Source organism: Branchiibius cervicis (genome assembly GCF_042661605.1).
GTDB classification, from domain to species: Bacteria; Actinomycetota; Actinomycetes; order Actinomycetales; family Dermatophilaceae; genus Branchiibius; species Branchiibius cervicis.
This window is the reverse complement of record NZ_JBHSWJ010000002.1, coordinates 1,149,001-1,163,763: the sequence shown is the minus strand read 5'-3', so window position 1 is coordinate 1,163,763 and position 14,763 is coordinate 1,149,001. Positions and strand designations below refer to the sequence as shown.

The window sequence follows — 14,763 nt, the reverse complement described above, 5'->3', positions numbered from 1 at the left end:
GCACCGGCACTGATCGCGGAATGCGACCGGGCCTCTAAGGCCTGCCACCGCTGCGGCCGCGTTGCAGCACCGCCAGCAACTCGGCGTACGGGCCGATCAGGTAGGCCAGGTCACCGGCCGCGAAACTGGTTCCGCGGCGCGGCGGGTGCTCCAGGGATCCGTCGGCCCGGCGGATCGCGACGACGCGGGTGCGGGCCGACAGTTCGTCCATCGTCACCGAATCCAGCCCGCTGCCCACCTCGAACCGGCCCACCATGAAGGATTCACCGTGCACGGAGAACGTGCCCAGGACGTGAAGGCCGAGGGCCGCACCGACGAACCACGGCACGGCGAGTTCGACCGTGGGCAGCACGTTCTGGAAGCCGAACCGCTCGACGACAGCACCGGCCAGATCACGGTCGAAGATGCGCACGACGACCGGGACGCCGTCGTCGTGCGCGGAACCCCAGCGCGGACCCAGCAGGGCGCGCACCGCGATGGCCACCTCGATGTTGGTCAGGTCGCTGCTGGTGACCACGGCCACCGCCCTGGCGCGACCCAGGCCGGCGGATGCCATGGTGTCCGGCAGCGCCGCGTCACCGTAGATCACCGGTACGTCGAGACCGGCGGCGGTCTCGGTGAACCGGGTGTGCTCGGCCCGTTCGACGACCACGACCTGCTCGCCGTGCTCGCGCAGCGCGCCGGCCACCGACATCCCGAACGAGCCCAGCCCCACCACGACGGTGTGCCCGGTCATCCGACGCGCCCGGGTGCGGGCCGCACCGTGCGACAGCCGGCGCGAGATGAGCACGTCGGCGAGGAAGGCCATGACGATGGCAGTGGTGGTGACCCCGGCGAACATCAACAGGATCGACCACAGTCGCAACCACGGCGGTTGGGTGGCGAAGTTGAAGTCGCCGTAGCCCACCGTTGCAATCGTCTCGCTGCTGAAGTACAGCGCGTCGAGGGCGCTCATCCCGGGTTTGCGGTACCCGCGCCACAGCACGATGGTCGAGACCACCAACAAAGTGGCGAGCACGGCGGCCATCCGGAACAGGTTCGGATTGGCGTCACGGGCGAAAGTTTCGGCGGTGTGCAGCAATCGGCGCGGCAGCGGTCGACGGGCCGCATCCGGTGCGGCAGGCAGTGCCGTCGGCAGAATGAGCTGCTGACGGCCGAAATCGTCTCTGGTGCCGAGCATCACGGCCCGCTCGCCGGCACGCACGATGTGGTCCCGGCCCGGGCAGGCCGTCACGTCACCCCCTGCTGCAATGACGGCAACGGGTGCGAGGTCGCCGAATCTGGCCCGCAGACTGGCGTCCTCGGTGACGGGGAACGTCGCCACGACGAAATTCGTCCCCTCGACGTCGATGTCGTGCACGGTCCGCCCCAGGCACGCCTCCATCACCGAGGGGGTGGCCAACGCCGCGACGTCGAGCACGACGTGCCGCCCCGACCCACCCGCCATGGCTGCCCCGACCGTGGCGTTCGACAGTTGCGTCACGATCCGCGCACCGGGCGCCAGTTGATCGGCCAGCAGGGCGATCTCCAGGTTCCATCGCTCGTCGTCCGAAACGCACACCACCGCCTGTGCTCGCTCTACGTCACATTCGGCGAGGGCTCCCGTCGCTCCGAACTGGGCGGTGACCACCTTCAGGTGCCACCGGTTCTGCGCCGCCGACACCCCTGCGTCGCCAGCCGGGACCAGCAGCATCACGTGCTCCCCCGACTCCAGCAACTGTTCGACCAGGCGCAGGGCGAATCCGGAGAAGCCACAGACCACGATGTGCCCAGGCATTCCCCGAACGTAGCGAGCGACGCACCCAGCGCGAGCGCACTTAACCCGATGGTTACACGCTCACGCGGACATCGACTCCGGCGGCCGCGCGGGCACCGCGTTGGTGACCGCCTCCGAGAGCAACTGGGCCATCGGGTAGCCCGGTTCCAGGTGCAGCGCCCGCTCGCAGGCCAGCGTGGCGTCGGCGCCGCCGCCGTGTCCCCAGGAGTTGGCCGCGATCAGCGTGAGCACCGGCGCTTGGTGGTGGCAGGGAATCACCGGCAGGGCATCGATCATCGACCACTGCATCCGCCGAGGCCCCGGCAGCGGCGTCCCGAGCCGCAACTGCCGGTCGATCTGCGCGAAGTGCGGCTGACAGTCGATGTACTGGCTGGAGGCGTGCTCTCGCGGAAAGGCCTCTGGGGCAAGCAGACTCAGGACCACGTCCCGCCATGCGTTGTCGCGCAGCGCCCGCACGGCGATGATCAACTGGTCGTGATCGCACCCACCGCGCAACCACGCCAGCAGCGACGCGGCCACTGTGCCCGGCGCCCGCGGGATCTGCTGCTCCCAGTCCGCCGTTCGCGGTCCGCTGCGCTGCAGCAACTCTCGCAGCGCGTTGCGTCCTGGCAGGGGAACAGCGCCCTCGAGAATCTCCTGCGCGATGGCCGGCACCTGCTCCGGCGAGGGTAAGGGCGACCAGTCCCGAGGGCACGCGCCGCACGAGCACCGCACAGCGCGCCAGTGACCGCTGTCGCTGATCGTCTGGTGTGAAATGGGGACGCCGCAACGGCGCACCACCTCAAGCACCCGGGGCAGGGCCGGCGGCTGCAGCACCGGCCCGTGGACGGCCAGGAGCACCGAATCCGCTCCTACGCTGCGCAGCCCGCGCTCGAGCGCCGGCATCGATGCGCGCAGCGCGTCGTCATCGGCGCCGTCGATGTGCGCCTGAAAAGCGATAGAACCGTCCCGCCAGGCCGCCAGCACCACGGCATTGCGGGGATGGAACCCGAGGAGATACGGCAGGTAGGCCAGGAGTTGATCGATCCCGCGTAGTCGTCGCATGACGGCAACCGTGCTCGCGTGCGGCAGGGAGCGGAAGAGGTTGCCGGCGCAGTGTGGACAACCCGCACCGGGCCGACCGCTATGCACAGGCCGAAACCGCAATCGGTCAGGAACGCTTGCGACCCAACAGTTTTCGCTTGGGCGCTGTCTCGATGAGGGCGCGATCCAGCGGCGGGAACTCGGAGACTGCGTTCTTGGCGATCTGGTTCAGCAGATAGACATCCATCGCCCCGCCGAACGCGCCACCCACCAGCGGCACCGCCCGACCCAGCTGGGTGAACGCCCGGCCGCCGAGCTGGCCGAGCAAGCGGAAGCCGATGGCCTTGTTGATGACCATCACGGCCGGCCCGGGCAACCGTTCGGTCGCCACGCTGCTCAACGGCGTACGCCGGACCCCGGCCTTGGCCAGGATGTCGTCCGCGTCCACGCCGACCAGCGTCAGAAGGACGGCGGTCTGCACCTCCTCGCGCTGGTTGTCGTAGCCGTTCAGCGCGGCGATCGACGCGCTCATGTGTGCCGCGACCAGGTAGAACCCGGCGATATTGGCCGGCACCGCGACGGCGAGGGTGAAGAAACCCCCGACTCCGGTCGCGAAGCCTTCGGCAGCGGCCAGTTTGCGGTGCGCGGCGATGACGGACTTGATCGCGGCGTCCTTGTCACCGTTCGCCTTGGCCAGGGCACGGGCGGCGGTCTCGTGGGCGGAGGGCAGTGGACCGACTCCGGCGACGCCGAGGTGCAGCAGTTTGTTCGCGGCGGCAACGGCTTGCGCACCGCCGACGCCATCGTCGATCGGGCGTGGGTTCGCAGACTTCTTGGCCATGTCTTCATCCTGCCAGTGCGGGGGCTCACCTAAGGTGGGCCGATGACTTCGCCATCGCACGTGCCCGAGCCGGTGCGCGCCGTACTGGCTGAATTCGATGCCTTGGCACCGGCCGACCGGGTGACGTTGCTGATCGAGTACGGCGACGAACTGCCCCCGCTGCCAGCCCGGTACGCCGATCCGCCGACGAGCATGGAACGCGTCACCGAGTGCCAATCACCGGTCTATCTCGCGCTCACCCCGTCTACGCAGCGCCCCGGCGGCGTCGAGCTCTTCGTGAGCGCTCCCCCGCCGCTCCGGTCACCCGGGGATTCGCCGGTCTGCTGCGTGAGTTGACCGATCAACTGGACGCGGCGCAGGTCGCCGCGCTACCGCCGGACCTGGCGCACCACCTCGGACTGGACGCGGCCATCTCGCCGTTGCGGCTGCGGGCCATGAGCGGGCTGCTGGCCCGGGTCACCCGGGCCGCAGCGGCCGTCCACGACTGAGGTCAGTCCCCGGTTTCTTCGCGCAGGAACTCCTCGAGTTCCGCACCGATCTCGTCGGCGCTGGGCAGATCCTCCAACTGGGTGGCCAGCAGGTTCTGGCGCCGGACACCCTCGGTGAAGGCGTCGTACTGCTGCTCCAGACCGGACACCAGCTCACCGACCTCGTCGTTGTCGCGCACCTGGCGCTCGATCTCGGCGCGGTTCAGGCCGGCGGTCGCGCGCAGCGCGGCGTCCGGTAGGACCAGACCGGTGCTGGAGGAGATGGCTTCCAGAGCGGCGACCGCGGCGTCGGCGAAGTCGGTCTGCACCAGGTAGTGCGGCACGTGCATCGCGAAGCCCATGGTGTCGTGGCCTTTCTCGGCCAGGCGCAGGTGCAGCAGGCCTTCGACGCTGCCGGGCAGCTGGATCATGCCGAAGAGCGGGTTGTTCTCGCCGAGCAACCGGCTGTCCGAGGCGTAGCGGGTTATCCCGACCGGGCGCGTGTGCGGCACGCCCATGGGCACACCGTGGGCTCCGACGATCAGGCGGATCCCGAAGCGCTGGACGAGGGTCTCGACGGCTGCGGTGAACCGCTCCCACTGGTAGTCCGGCTCCGGGCCGGCCAGCAACAGGAACGGGGTCCCGGTGGCATCGACCAACCGGTAGAGCACCAGACGAGGGGCCTGGTAGCTCTGGTAGTGGTCGCGGTCAAAGGTCATCACGGGACGACGACCGCGGTAGTCGTACAGCTGGTCGAGATCGAACGAGGCGATGACGCTGTGTTCGAATTCGCCGAGCAGATGCTGGGTCATTAGGTGCTGCACGTTGCCCGCGTCGATCAGGTTGCCCAGCGCCACGACGAGCACGTCGGCCCCGATGGCGTCAGCGGGCAGGTCGACATGGACGTCGTACAACTCGCGTGGGTCTTGCATGCTTCTCACTCCTCACCCGGCCCGGCCGGGTCAGTGGACGGTCTTAGCTGGTCCAACGCCCGAGGGCCGCTGCCGATTCCCGCCGGTCAGACCGGTTCGGCGGGGACCACGTCGCCGGCACCCTGATCCCGCAGAGCCGCGCGCAGTCGTGCCGCGTTGGCGGCCAGGATCTGCTGGTCCTGGCCGTGAGTGACGTCGTGCGGGTCGAAGTCCTCGACCGAGTTGGCCGGCCACACGTGCAGGTGCAGGTGCGGGACGAGGAACCCTTCGATCAGCAGTCCCACCCGAGCGCTGCTCCATGCGGTCTGCTGCGCTTTTCCAATGGTCTGGGCCACCCGGGTCAGGTGGGTGATCAGGCTCTCGTCGGCGTCCAGCCAGCTGTCCACCTCCTGGCGGGGTACGACGATCGTGTGCCCGTCGGTCATCGGATCGATCACCAGGAACGCCACACACGACTCGTCCTGCCAGACGAAGTGAGCGGGGATTTCACCGTCGATGATGCGCGTGAAGAGTGTGGTCATACCTGCGAGCCTATTCAGCGGCTGCCTCGACCGCGTCCATTGCCTTGTAGATGCGCTGCGGGGACACCGGGTACGCCGTGCCCAGCCGGTTGGCGAACAGGCTGACCCGTAGTTCGCGGATCATCGCGTCGACCGCCCGCACGTCGGCGCCCGTACGCCGGTCGGCCGGCAACCGGGCCACCATCAGGTCCCGTTCGGCGACCACCTGCGCGATGGTCGCGGCACGATCCGCGTCGCGGCGCAGGTCGGCCGGGCCCTTGTCCAGGCGCTCCTTCATGGCCAGGACGTAACGCCGGACCTGGGCGAGACCCGGCAGGCCGATCCGGCTGATGAAGCCGGCCGCGATCAGCGCAGCCTGCTCACCGCGGACCTCGGCGACCAGATCCTGCACCGCGGGCTGGGTCATGCGATCCAGCAGCAGTGTGACCTCGCCCGAGGCCTGCAGGATCGGGACCAGCAACTGCACGATCTCCAGCACCGTCGGCACGATGTGCTGACGAACCAGCAGCAGCGCCTGCGCGAACTGCTCCGGGTCGCGCACCTTCCCGTCGGGCATCCGGGTCGCGACGATCGTGTCGACAGCCGCCGCCACGACATCGCTGAGGAGCGCGTCCAGATCGGCGTACGGTCCGGTCGCCAGCGTGAGCCGCTGGGTGTTGCTCAGCGCGCCGAGGATCTGCTTCCAGGGCACGGTGGTGTTCAGCAGGAGCAACCGCCGCAGACCCAACGCAGTGGCCTGGTCGCGTTCCGCCGCGCTAGGCAGCACGCGCAACGAAACGGTGGACCCGTCGTCGACGAGCGCCGGGAACCCTTGCACGCCACGGCCGTTCACCGTTTGCTCGAACTCCTCGGGCAGTTGCCCGAAGGTCCAGGCGGTGAGCCCGGTCTGCTCGATGGACGCGCCGGCCCGCGCGACGACGTCACGCACCGAACCGGCCAGCGAGGCTTTCAACGCTTCCAGATCGTTGCCCTCGTCGACCTTTTCGGTGCGGGGCCGCCCGCGGCGGCGGGGCACCGACCGTTCGATCCGGAAGGTCATCTGCAGATGCGCAGGAATCGCGCCGGTGTCGAAGTCGCCGGATCGAACGTCGACCCCGGTGAGGTCGTGCAACGCGTCGGCCAGGGCCTGCGTGAACGGATACGGGCCGGCTTCGATCATCGACAATGCCCGTTTGGCGAAGTCCGGTGCCGGAACGAAATTGCGCCGCAACGATTTGGGGAGCGACCGCAGCAGCGCTACCGCCAGGTCCTCGCGCAGGCCGGGCACCAGCCAGTCAAAACCTTCCGGCTGCACCTGGTTGAGTTGTTCGAGGCGGATGTGCACGGTGACGCCGTCGGCGTCCGAGCCGGGTGAGAACTGATAGGTCAACGGCAGGTCCAGGTCACCCTGGCGCCAGGTGGTCGGATAGTCGGTGACGTCGACCGGCCCGGCCTCGTCACGGACCAGGAACTCCTCGGTGAAGGTCAGCAGACCCGGATTACGCGAACGCTCGAACTTCCACCACTGGTCGAAATCGGTTCCGGACACGACGGTTTCGGGCACCCGCAGGTCGTAGAAGGCGAAGAGCTCGTCCTCTCCCACCAGCAGGTCGCGGCGTCGGGTGCGATCCTCCAGGGCGGCGACCCGCTCCACCAGCCGGTGGTTGTCCCGCAGGAACTGGTGCGGACTGTCCCAGTCTCCTTCGACCAGGCCGTGCCGCAGGAACAGCTCGCGCGAGACCTGCGGGTCGATCGCGCCGTACCCGACGCGGCGACCGGCCACCAGCGGGATGCCGTAGAGGGTGACGCGTTCGTCCGCGACTGCGCTGCCGCGCTTGCGGTCCCAGCGCGGATCGGAGTAGCTGCGTTTGATCAGGTGCTGGGCAGCGGCCTCGACCCAGGCGGGATCGGTGGGCGCGTTGACCCGGGCCCACAATCGCGTCGTCTCGACCAGTTCAGCGGACATCACCCAGTCGGGTTGTTTGCGGTAGAGCGTGGAACCGGGCTGGATCGAGAAATGCGCACCCCGCGCACCCAGGTAGTCGCGGGTAGTGCGCTCCCGCAAGCCCACATGGGACAGCAGCCCCGGCAGTAGCGACTGGTGGATCTGCAACGGGCTGGCCGGGTGGCCGCGGTGGGTGCGCAGCCCTTGTTGACGGCACGCGTCACGGACCTGGGTGTGCAGGTCCTGCCACTCGCGGATGCGTAGGTAGTGGAGGAACTCCCGACTGCACATGCGGCGAAAAGCGCTGTGCGACAGCGCCTTCTGCTGATCCTTGACGTAGTTCCACAGATTCAGGTAACTGATGAAGTCGGACTGCTCGTCCTTGAATCGGGCGTGCGATTGATCGGCTTGCGCCTGGGCTTCCTGCGGTCGTTCGCGAGGATCCTGGATGGACAGCGCGGACACGATCACCAGTGCTTCGCGCAGAGCACCCTCCTGGTCGGCCGCGATCAGCATCCGGGCCAGGCGCGGATCGACCGGCAAGCGAGCGATGATGCGCCCGGTCTTGGTCAACCGGCCGTCGGCGGCGATGGCCTGCAACTCCTGCAGCAAGCGGCGGCCGTCGGCGATCTGCCGCGAATCGGGTGCCTGCACGAACGGGAACCGTTCGATGTCGCCCAGCCGCAGAGCCGCCATCTGCAGGATGACCGAGGCAAGGTTGGTGCGCAGGATCTCCGGCTCGGTGAACTCCGGCCGGGCGAGGAAGTCCTGCTCGCTGTACAGCCGGATGCATACGCCGTCGGCCAACCGCCCGCACCGGCCGGTGCGCTGCCCGGCCGATGCCCGGGAGATGGGTTCGATGGGCAGGCGTTGCACCTTGGTGCGTTGGCTGTAACGGGAGATCCGCGCGGTGCCCGAGTCCACGACGTACCGGATGCCCGGGACGGTCAGTGACGTCTCGGCGACGTTCGTGGCCACCACGATGCGGCGCTCACCGCTTGGCGCGAAGATCCGTTGCTGCTCGGCGACGGACAGGCGCCCGAAGAGCGGCAGCACGGTGGTTCCGGGCAGCCTGAGACCATCCAGAGCCTCCCGCGTGTCGCGGATCTCGCGCTCGCCGGAGCAGAAGACCAGGATGTCCTGCGGTCCGCCGTCATCGGCCGATTCGGTCCACAGCTCTTCCACCGCGTCGACGATCCCGGTGACCTGATCGATGCCGACCAGCACGGGTGCCGCATCCGCTCCGCGACCGGGCACCTCCCGCACGAGCGGTCGGTAACGCACCTCCACCGGGTAGGTGCGCCCCGAAACCTCGACGATCGGCACCGGGCGTCCGGGCGCGGCGAAGTGCTCGGCGAACCGCTGCGGATCGATGGTGGCCGAGGTGATGATGACCTTCAGGTCGGGACGGCGCGGCAGCAGTTGTTTGAGGTAGCCGAGCAGAAAGTCGATGGTCAGGGAGCGCTCGTGGGCTTCGTCGATGATGATCGTGTCGTAGGCGCGCAAGTCGCGATCGCCCTGCAGCGCGGCCAGCAGGATGCCGTCGGTCATGACCTTGACCAAGGTCTTCGGGCCGGTGTGGTCGGTGAAGCGGACCTGCCAGCCGACCTCCTGCCCCAGCTCGACCCCGAGCTCCTCCGCGAGCCGGGCAGCAACCGAACGCGCCGCGATCCGCCGGGGCTGGGTGTGGCCGATCATTCCCGCGCGCCCGCGCCCCAACTCGAGGCACATCTTGGGGATCTGCGTTGTCTTGCCGGACCCGGTCTCGCCCGCGATCACGACCACCTGATGATCGCGGATGGCGGCCAGCAACTCCGGGCGGGCGGCCGAGACCGGCAGGTCCGGCGGATAGCGCAGCGGCGGCAGTTGCACCGCCTCTCGGGCGACGGCCCGATCCACTGCGTTCGCCACGCAGGCCATCTTCGCAAACCGGGTGGGCTTTCCCCTACTCCTATTCGCCCAGCACCCGGGTGAGGTAGTCGTTGGCGAAGACCCGGTCGGGGTCGAACGTGTCACGCAGTGCGAGGAATTCACCGAACCGGGGGTAGACACCGGCGAAGTAGGCAGCATCCCGGGTGTGCATCTTGCCCCAGTGCGGCCGACCTCCGTGCGCGACCATGATGGCCTCGACATCGTCGAAGTAGTTGTCCGGACGGTCACCGACGTAGCGGTGCACCGCGACGTACCCGCTGGCCCGGCCGGAGGCGGTGGACACCATCAGATCGTCGGCTGCGGCGGCCCGGACCTCGATGGGGAAGCTGACCCGGTAGCCGCGGCGTTCGATCATCGCCCGGACCTCGCGCAGCACGTCCGGGACCGTCTCCAGCGGGATGGCGTACTCCATCTCCCGGAAGCGCACGGTGCGAGAGGAGATCAGCACCTCGTGAGCGGGCGCGACATACCGCCTGGCCGACAGCACCCGGGCCGACACCTGGTTCAGCGCCGGCGTGACCGTCGGCACCCGGGACTGCAGGGCGCACACGGCGCCGAAGAGCCGGTTGGCCAGTAGCTCATCGTCGACCCATCGACGTACGGCGGACGGTCCGGTGTCCGGCTCGTCGGGACTCAGCCGGGTGTTGAACTTGGTCAACGTGATGTCCGTGTGGGGGAACCAGTAGAACTCGTGGTGATCGGTGCCCCCGACGTTGCCGGCGAAGCCGGACACCGACTCCTCGAAGGTGCTCGGCTCCTCGACGGCGCGCAGCTTGAAGGCCGGCACGCAGCGCAAGGTGATCTCGGTGAGCACGCCGAGCGCTCCGAGTCCGAGCGCCGCGCCGGCCAGGCGCGGGTCATCGCCGGTGATGTGTACGTCGTCGCCCGTGCCGTCGATGAACCGCACGCCGGTGATCTGGGTGGCGATGCCACCGAACTCCCTTCCGGTGCCGTGCGTTCCGGTCGAGGTGGCGCCGGCGATGGTCTGTCGATCGACGTCGCCGAGGTTGGTCATGGCCAGCCCGTACGGCGCGAGGAGTGCCGGTATCTCGAACAGATGGGTGCCCGCCTGCAGCGTCACTTCGCCGGTCGAAACGTCCGCAGAGACCAAGCCGCGCATCTTTTCCAGGCTGAGCTGGATGTCCGGTGCGACGGCGATACCGGTGAAGCTGTGTCCGGCGCCGACCGGTTTGACCCGGCGGTGCGTTTCCCGGGCGCGCGTCACGATCTGCGCGAGCTCTTCCGCGGTGGCGGGGCTGACGACTTCCGTCGGGCGCACCTGCTCGGTGCGGCCCCAGTTGCGCCACATCGCCTGTTGATCGACTGTTCTGGAACTCAAAGGAAGCACTTCCCCTCTCCCCGGTAGGTCGGGATCTCACCGACGACGGCATCACCCTCGACGACCAGGACCTGGTTTGCATGCTCAGCGACCTCCCCGGACTTGGTGTGCCGGAACCACACCCGGTCACCGATCTCCAACGCATCAGCGGCCGCGCCGAGCAGCGGTGTCTGTACCTCCCCGGCCGCTTCTCGCGGTGCGTAGTGCAGGCCTACCGGCCACACCGGTAGCGGCAATCGGTCGGCGGCGGGCGGACCCGATGCAATCCAGCCGCCGCCGTGGCAGGTCACGATGCCGGGCCCTGGGCGACGTACGACCTGTAGGCCGAACCCGATCGCCGGTCGCGGCTGGAAATGGGCGTACCCGTCGAACAGGTGACCGCCGAAAAACCCACTGCCGGCTGCAATGTCGGTGATCGATGGATCTTGGGCCGTCACTTCGATGGAGCCGGTCCCGCCACCGTTGACGAACTCCAGGTCGGCGACTTCCCGGATGGCGGCGATGGCCGCCGACCGGCGCGGGATCAACTCGGCCATCGATCGCTGCTGCATCGTGGCGACGGCCGCGTTCTTCAACCGCGCGGTCCGGCCGCCGTCGGGTAGTTGGTTACCGACGCCCGCGACCTGTGCCTCGTAGGACATCACGCCGACCAGACGCAGGCCCGGCCGGGCCGCGATCTGCCGGGCCAGCGCGACGGCAGCATCTGCGGTGTGCACCGGGGACCGCAACACCCCGAGGCGACCGAGGACCGGCAGGTCGAACGAGGCGTCCAGGTCGATCGCCACCCGCACCGGGACGCCGTCCGGCAGGACCCGGGTCAGCAGATCGAGTTGCGCCACGGAATCGACCAGCAGCGTCACACGCTCCCGCGCCACCTCGTCGGCGGCCAGCGCCTCGATGGCGGGGACGTCGGCTGTGGGATACCCCAGCAGGACGTCCTCGACACCGGATTCCGTTGCCAGCCAATGGGCTTCGGCAAGATCGTAAGCCAGGACTCCTGCGATGCCGTCCATCCTGAGGACCTCCTCGAGGCAGGACCGCACGCGCAGTGATTTCGAGGCGACCCGGATCGGGGTGCCGGCCGCTCGGCGTACCAGATCGGCGGCGTTGGCCAGGAACGCCGTCCTGTCGAGGGCGACCACGGCACCACCGTCGCCGTGCGCGCGTACCGCGGCGTCGATGCGCGCCCAGTCCCCCGTCGGCCTGCTCATCGCACACCTCGCACGCGCAGCACACTGAGCCCGCCGAGAATTCCGAAGACCGCTGAGGCGATGTAGAGGGCGGTGAATCCGCCGAACCACGCGACGACGAGGGCCCCGATCAGGGGCCCGACGGCCTGGGGCACGGCCATGGCGATGTTCATGATTCCCAGGTCCTTTCCCGTCGTCGCGGCATCGGGCAGCACCTGGGTGGCCAACGCCTGGTCGACACCCAGGAAGCAGCCAAAGCCGGCGCCGAGGAGTCCGGCGGCGATCGCGGTGCTGGTGAGGGTCGGTTGGATCGCGATGACGATCGCCGCAAACCCCTGCAGCACACCGGCACCGAGCACGAACGGTTTACGCATGCGCCACCGGTCACTGAGACGGCCGCTGACCAGTGCGGCGATCACGACGCACACCGTGTAGACCAGGGTGAGGGTGAGCACCTTGTTGGCCGGATCGGCCACATGCAAACCGAACTGCAGCAGGAAGAAGAGCAGCGACGTGCCGAGCGCGTTGCCGATGTTGACCAGGATCCGGCCGAGCAGTGTCCAACCGAAGTCGCGTTCCCGCAGCGGAGAGATCCACAGCTCGTTCCACACCGCGCGCAGGTTGAACGACGGCAGACCGTGGTCGCCGACGGGCGGATCCTGCAGGTAGAACGCGAACGGCAGCGTGCAGACGATCAGGAGTACGGCGACCAGCAGGTAGGCGGGCACCGGCGACAATCCCAGTATCGACACCAGTGCGACGCCGATCACGACCCCGAGTGCCTGCGGTGCGGAGACCCAGCTCGACACCACGCCGCGTTGGTAGACCGGCACCTGATCGCTGATGAGGGCTGTCAGCGCGGAGGACGCCACGCTGAACCCGGTGATGACCAGCGACCAGCAGATCGCCAGGCCGACCCAGCTGTGTTGAAAACCCATGAGTGCCAGGGCGATTGCGAAGAGCGCGACTCCGCTGAAAATCCACGGCCGGCGCCGGCCCAGGCGGCCGGTGGTGCGGTCCGACAGCGACCCGGCGACTGGGAACGCGATCAGGGCGAAGATCGCCGAGATGCCCGACACGATCCCGAAGCCGATGACGCTGCGATGCCACTGGCTCTGCGCGAGATTGTTGCCGTCCAATCCGAGCAGTTCGTTCACCTGCTCGGGCAGGGTCAGCTGGAAGGGAGTGAGTTGGGCCAGCCAGATGCCGAGCCAGGAGATCGCGAAGAGGGTGATCCAGCGGTTGCCGACCTGGCCGCTCGCGACCTGCGGTCGCTCCGACGTCTGGCTCAACCCAGCACCTCGTCAGCCGGAACGGCCGCATGCATCAGCAAGGTCTGGGCTGCGGACCCGGCGATGAGTTCGGCGATGGCCCGGTCCCGCGTGCTCAAGTAGGCCAGCGTGATGCCGTCCGTCGCGGCGATCACGACGGGCGCGAGGTCCGTGACTTCAGTACGCCACGGAACCCCGGTGAGGTCGGCGGCCGCCTGTAGGGCGTTCGCGGCTAGTTCGTAGTACTTGCGATAGGTCTGCTCGGCGATGGGCCGCAACTCCGCCACGCTGCGCGCATAACCCATCAGCGCCAGCACGGCTTGTTCCCGGTTCGGGTCGGCGATCACCGACTCGACATACGCTGCCAGGCAGTTGTGCACCAACGTCGGCAGGTCGGTTTCCTCCGGCAGCACGCCGATCAGAGCGTCGGCGGTGCGCTCGACGTCATCGTCCAGGGCGTATTGAACGGCGGCAGCCAAGAGCGCGTCGCGACTACGAAAGGCGTAGTGGAAACTTGCCTGCGCCATGCCCGCCTCGCGGCAGATAGCCCGCGTGGTGGCAGCTTGTACTCCGTCGGCGGCAATGATCCGCAGTGTTGCCTGGATCAGCAGTTCGCGGCGTTCGGCCACGGTGTATCTGGTCACGGTCACCCCTCGTCTTGGTCATTCGACCAACTCCCACGGAGGTTAGGTGATCCGGGGCGTCTTGCCAAGACCCAGCGCGGAGCGTTTCGTCGCGGAAGACCTCCCGAAAACCTCGCCGGCTCGCGCAGCGGAATGCCCCATCATTGAGGCGTGACCGAGCCAGAACCTTCCAGCGCCATCCGCCTGACCAGGAAGCCGGATCGAGGATCACGGGACCGAGCAGTTCTGGACGAGCTTCTCGACGAGGTCCTGGTGGGCACGCTGTCGACCGTGCTGGACGGCCGCCCCTGGGTGGTGCCCATGCTGTTCGCCCGGGACGGCGACCGGATCTTGCTGCACGGCTCCACTGGGGCGGGCGCGCTGCGGCAGGTTGCTTCGGGGGCGCCGGCTGCTCTCTGCGTGACCGTCCTCGACGGACTGGTGGTGGCGCATTCCACCTTCGACTCCTCGGCGAACTATCGCTCGGCGGTGATTCAGGGCGCTCTGACCCCGCTGCGGGACGAGGATGCGGCCCGTGCCCTCGACGTCCTCTCCGATCGCCTGCTGCCGGGCCGGGTAGCCGAAGTGCGCCCCCCGACCGCGCGGGAGCGGGCAGCCACCCTGGCGATGGCCCTACCGATCGTGGACGGCGCCTGGATCTACAAGTCCCGAACCGGTGGCCCGGGTGAACCCGATGAACCGACCGACGCCTGGACCGGGGTGGTGCCACTGAGGACCGTCGCCGGCCAGGCGCTGCCGTCCGCGCACGCCACGTCGGCAGGTCTGCCCCAACCGGAGTCGGTCGATCGGCTGTTGCGCAACTGGTCCTGACGGCGGTGTCGAACACCGGCCCGTGGCCCCGGAAATTCGCTGATACCGGGCTGTGTATATCGGTTTTCGGGGTTCGTACACCAGTACACTCG

13 protein-coding genes are annotated in these 14,763 nt (G+C 68.5%); 3 read left to right on the top strand and 10 right to left on the bottom strand.

Annotated elements, in window-relative coordinates:
* Positions 1–34: 34 nt before the first annotated feature.
* From ACFQBT_RS06205 to ACFQBT_RS06195, 3 genes are all read right to left on the bottom strand, one after another.
* On the bottom strand, positions 35–1,777 hold the full coding sequence (locus ACFQBT_RS06205; protein WP_377821204.1) for an NAD-binding protein: 1,743 nt from the start codon (positions 1,775–1,777) through the stop codon (positions 35–37).
* 60 nt (positions 1,778–1,837) lie between these two features.
* Positions 1,838–2,821 (bottom strand): DUF4192 family protein, encoded by a 984-nt coding sequence (locus tag ACFQBT_RS06200; RefSeq protein WP_377821202.1) that lies wholly within the window; start codon positions 2,819–2,821, stop codon positions 1,838–1,840.
* Between the two features lie 106 nt (positions 2,822–2,927).
* Positions 2,928–3,641 (bottom strand): EcsC family protein, encoded by a 714-nt coding sequence (locus ACFQBT_RS06195; protein ID WP_377821200.1) that lies wholly within the window; start codon positions 3,639–3,641, stop codon positions 2,928–2,930.
* Positions 3,642–3,683: 42 nt separating this feature from the next.
* On the opposite strand from ACFQBT_RS06195, the gene ACFQBT_RS06190 reads away from it, so the two are divergent.
* Together ACFQBT_RS06190 and ACFQBT_RS06185 are read left to right on the top strand one after the other, a co-directional pair.
* Positions 3,684–3,977, top strand: a complete 294-nt coding sequence (locus tag ACFQBT_RS06190) for a SufE family protein (RefSeq protein WP_377821198.1) — start codon at positions 3,684–3,686, stop codon at positions 3,975–3,977.
* Positions 3,974–4,129: a hypothetical protein gene (locus ACFQBT_RS06185; protein ID WP_377821196.1), complete on the top strand. Its 156-nt coding sequence runs from the start codon at positions 3,974–3,976 to the stop codon at positions 4,127–4,129. Before ACFQBT_RS06190 ends, ACFQBT_RS06185 begins: the two co-directional genes overlap by 4 nt.
* 2 nt (positions 4,130–4,131) lie before the next feature.
* Here ACFQBT_RS06185 and ACFQBT_RS06180 read toward each other — a convergent pair whose 3' ends face one another.
* The 7 genes from ACFQBT_RS06180 to ACFQBT_RS06150 all read right to left on the bottom strand — a co-directional run bounded on the left by ACFQBT_RS06180 (position 4,132) and on the right by ACFQBT_RS06150 (position 13,861).
* A complete protein-coding gene (locus tag ACFQBT_RS06180; RefSeq protein WP_377821194.1) occupies positions 4,132–5,040 on the bottom strand; it encodes a PAC2 family protein in 909 nt (302 codons plus the stop codon).
* Positions 5,041–5,126: 86 nt separating this feature from the next.
* The gene (locus ACFQBT_RS06175; protein ID WP_377821192.1) at positions 5,127–5,561 is read right to left on the bottom strand and encodes an HIT family protein; all 435 of its coding nucleotides are present in this window, start codon (positions 5,559–5,561) and stop codon (positions 5,127–5,129) included.
* 10 nt (positions 5,562–5,571) lie between these two features.
* The gene (hrpA, locus tag ACFQBT_RS06170) at positions 5,572–9,555 is read right to left on the bottom strand and encodes an ATP-dependent RNA helicase HrpA (RefSeq protein WP_377821190.1); all 3,984 of its coding nucleotides are present in this window, start codon (positions 9,553–9,555) and stop codon (positions 5,572–5,574) included.
* The gene (locus tag ACFQBT_RS06165) at positions 9,437–10,726 is read right to left on the bottom strand and encodes a D-arabinono-1,4-lactone oxidase (protein WP_417281789.1); all 1,290 of its coding nucleotides are present in this window, start codon (positions 10,724–10,726) and stop codon (positions 9,437–9,439) included. Before ACFQBT_RS06165 ends, hrpA begins: the two co-directional genes overlap by 119 nt.
* A gap of 26 nt (positions 10,727–10,752) precedes the next feature.
* The gene (locus ACFQBT_RS06160) at positions 10,753–11,967 is read right to left on the bottom strand and encodes an alanine racemase (protein WP_377821186.1); all 1,215 of its coding nucleotides are present in this window, start codon (positions 11,965–11,967) and stop codon (positions 10,753–10,755) included.
* The gene (locus tag ACFQBT_RS06155) at positions 11,964–13,238 is read right to left on the bottom strand and encodes an MFS transporter (protein WP_377821184.1); all 1,275 of its coding nucleotides are present in this window, start codon (positions 13,236–13,238) and stop codon (positions 11,964–11,966) included. The genes ACFQBT_RS06160 and ACFQBT_RS06155 overlap by 4 nt, the downstream gene beginning before the upstream one ends.
* Positions 13,235–13,861: a TetR/AcrR family transcriptional regulator gene (locus ACFQBT_RS06150; RefSeq protein ID WP_377821182.1), complete on the bottom strand. Its 627-nt coding sequence runs from the start codon at positions 13,859–13,861 to the stop codon at positions 13,235–13,237. Before ACFQBT_RS06150 ends, ACFQBT_RS06155 begins: the two co-directional genes overlap by 4 nt.
* A gap of 150 nt (positions 13,862–14,011) precedes the next feature.
* On the opposite strand from ACFQBT_RS06150, the gene ACFQBT_RS06145 reads away from it, so the two are divergent.
* Entirely contained in the window at positions 14,012–14,671 is a 660-nt protein-coding gene (locus tag ACFQBT_RS06145; RefSeq protein ID WP_377821180.1) for a pyridoxamine 5'-phosphate oxidase family protein, read from the top strand.
* Positions 14,672–14,763: the final 92 nt, after the last annotated feature.

Coding starts and splice junctions, on each gene's coding strand:
- ACFQBT_RS06205 (WP_377821204.1), bottom strand. CDS start 1,777: ATGCCTGGGCACATCGTGGTCTGTGGCTTCTCCGGATTCGCCCTGCGC.
- ACFQBT_RS06200 (WP_377821202.1), bottom strand. CDS start 2,821: ATGCGACGACTACGCGGGATCGATCAACTCCTGGCCTACCTGCCGTAT.
- ACFQBT_RS06195 (WP_377821200.1), bottom strand. CDS start 3,641: ATGGCCAAGAAGTCTGCGAACCCACGCCCGATCGACGATGGCGTCGGC.
- ACFQBT_RS06190 (WP_377821198.1), top strand. CDS start 3,684: ATGACTTCGCCATCGCACGTGCCCGAGCCGGTGCGCGCCGTACTGGCT.
- ACFQBT_RS06180 (WP_377821194.1), bottom strand. CDS start 5,040: ATGCAAGACCCACGCGAGTTGTACGACGTCCATGTCGACCTGCCCGCT.
- ACFQBT_RS06175 (WP_377821192.1), bottom strand. CDS start 5,561: ATGACCACACTCTTCACGCGCATCATCGACGGTGAAATCCCCGCTCAC.
- hrpA (WP_377821190.1), bottom strand. CDS start 9,555: ATGCTGCCTACTTCGCCGGTGTCTACCCCCGGTTCGGTGAATTCCTCG.
- ACFQBT_RS06165 (WP_417281789.1), bottom strand. CDS start 10,726: ATGTGGCGCAACTGGGGCCGCACCGAGCAGGTGCGCCCGACGGAAGTC.
- ACFQBT_RS06160 (WP_377821186.1), bottom strand. CDS start 11,967: ATGAGCAGGCCGACGGGGGACTGGGCGCGCATCGACGCCGCGGTACGC.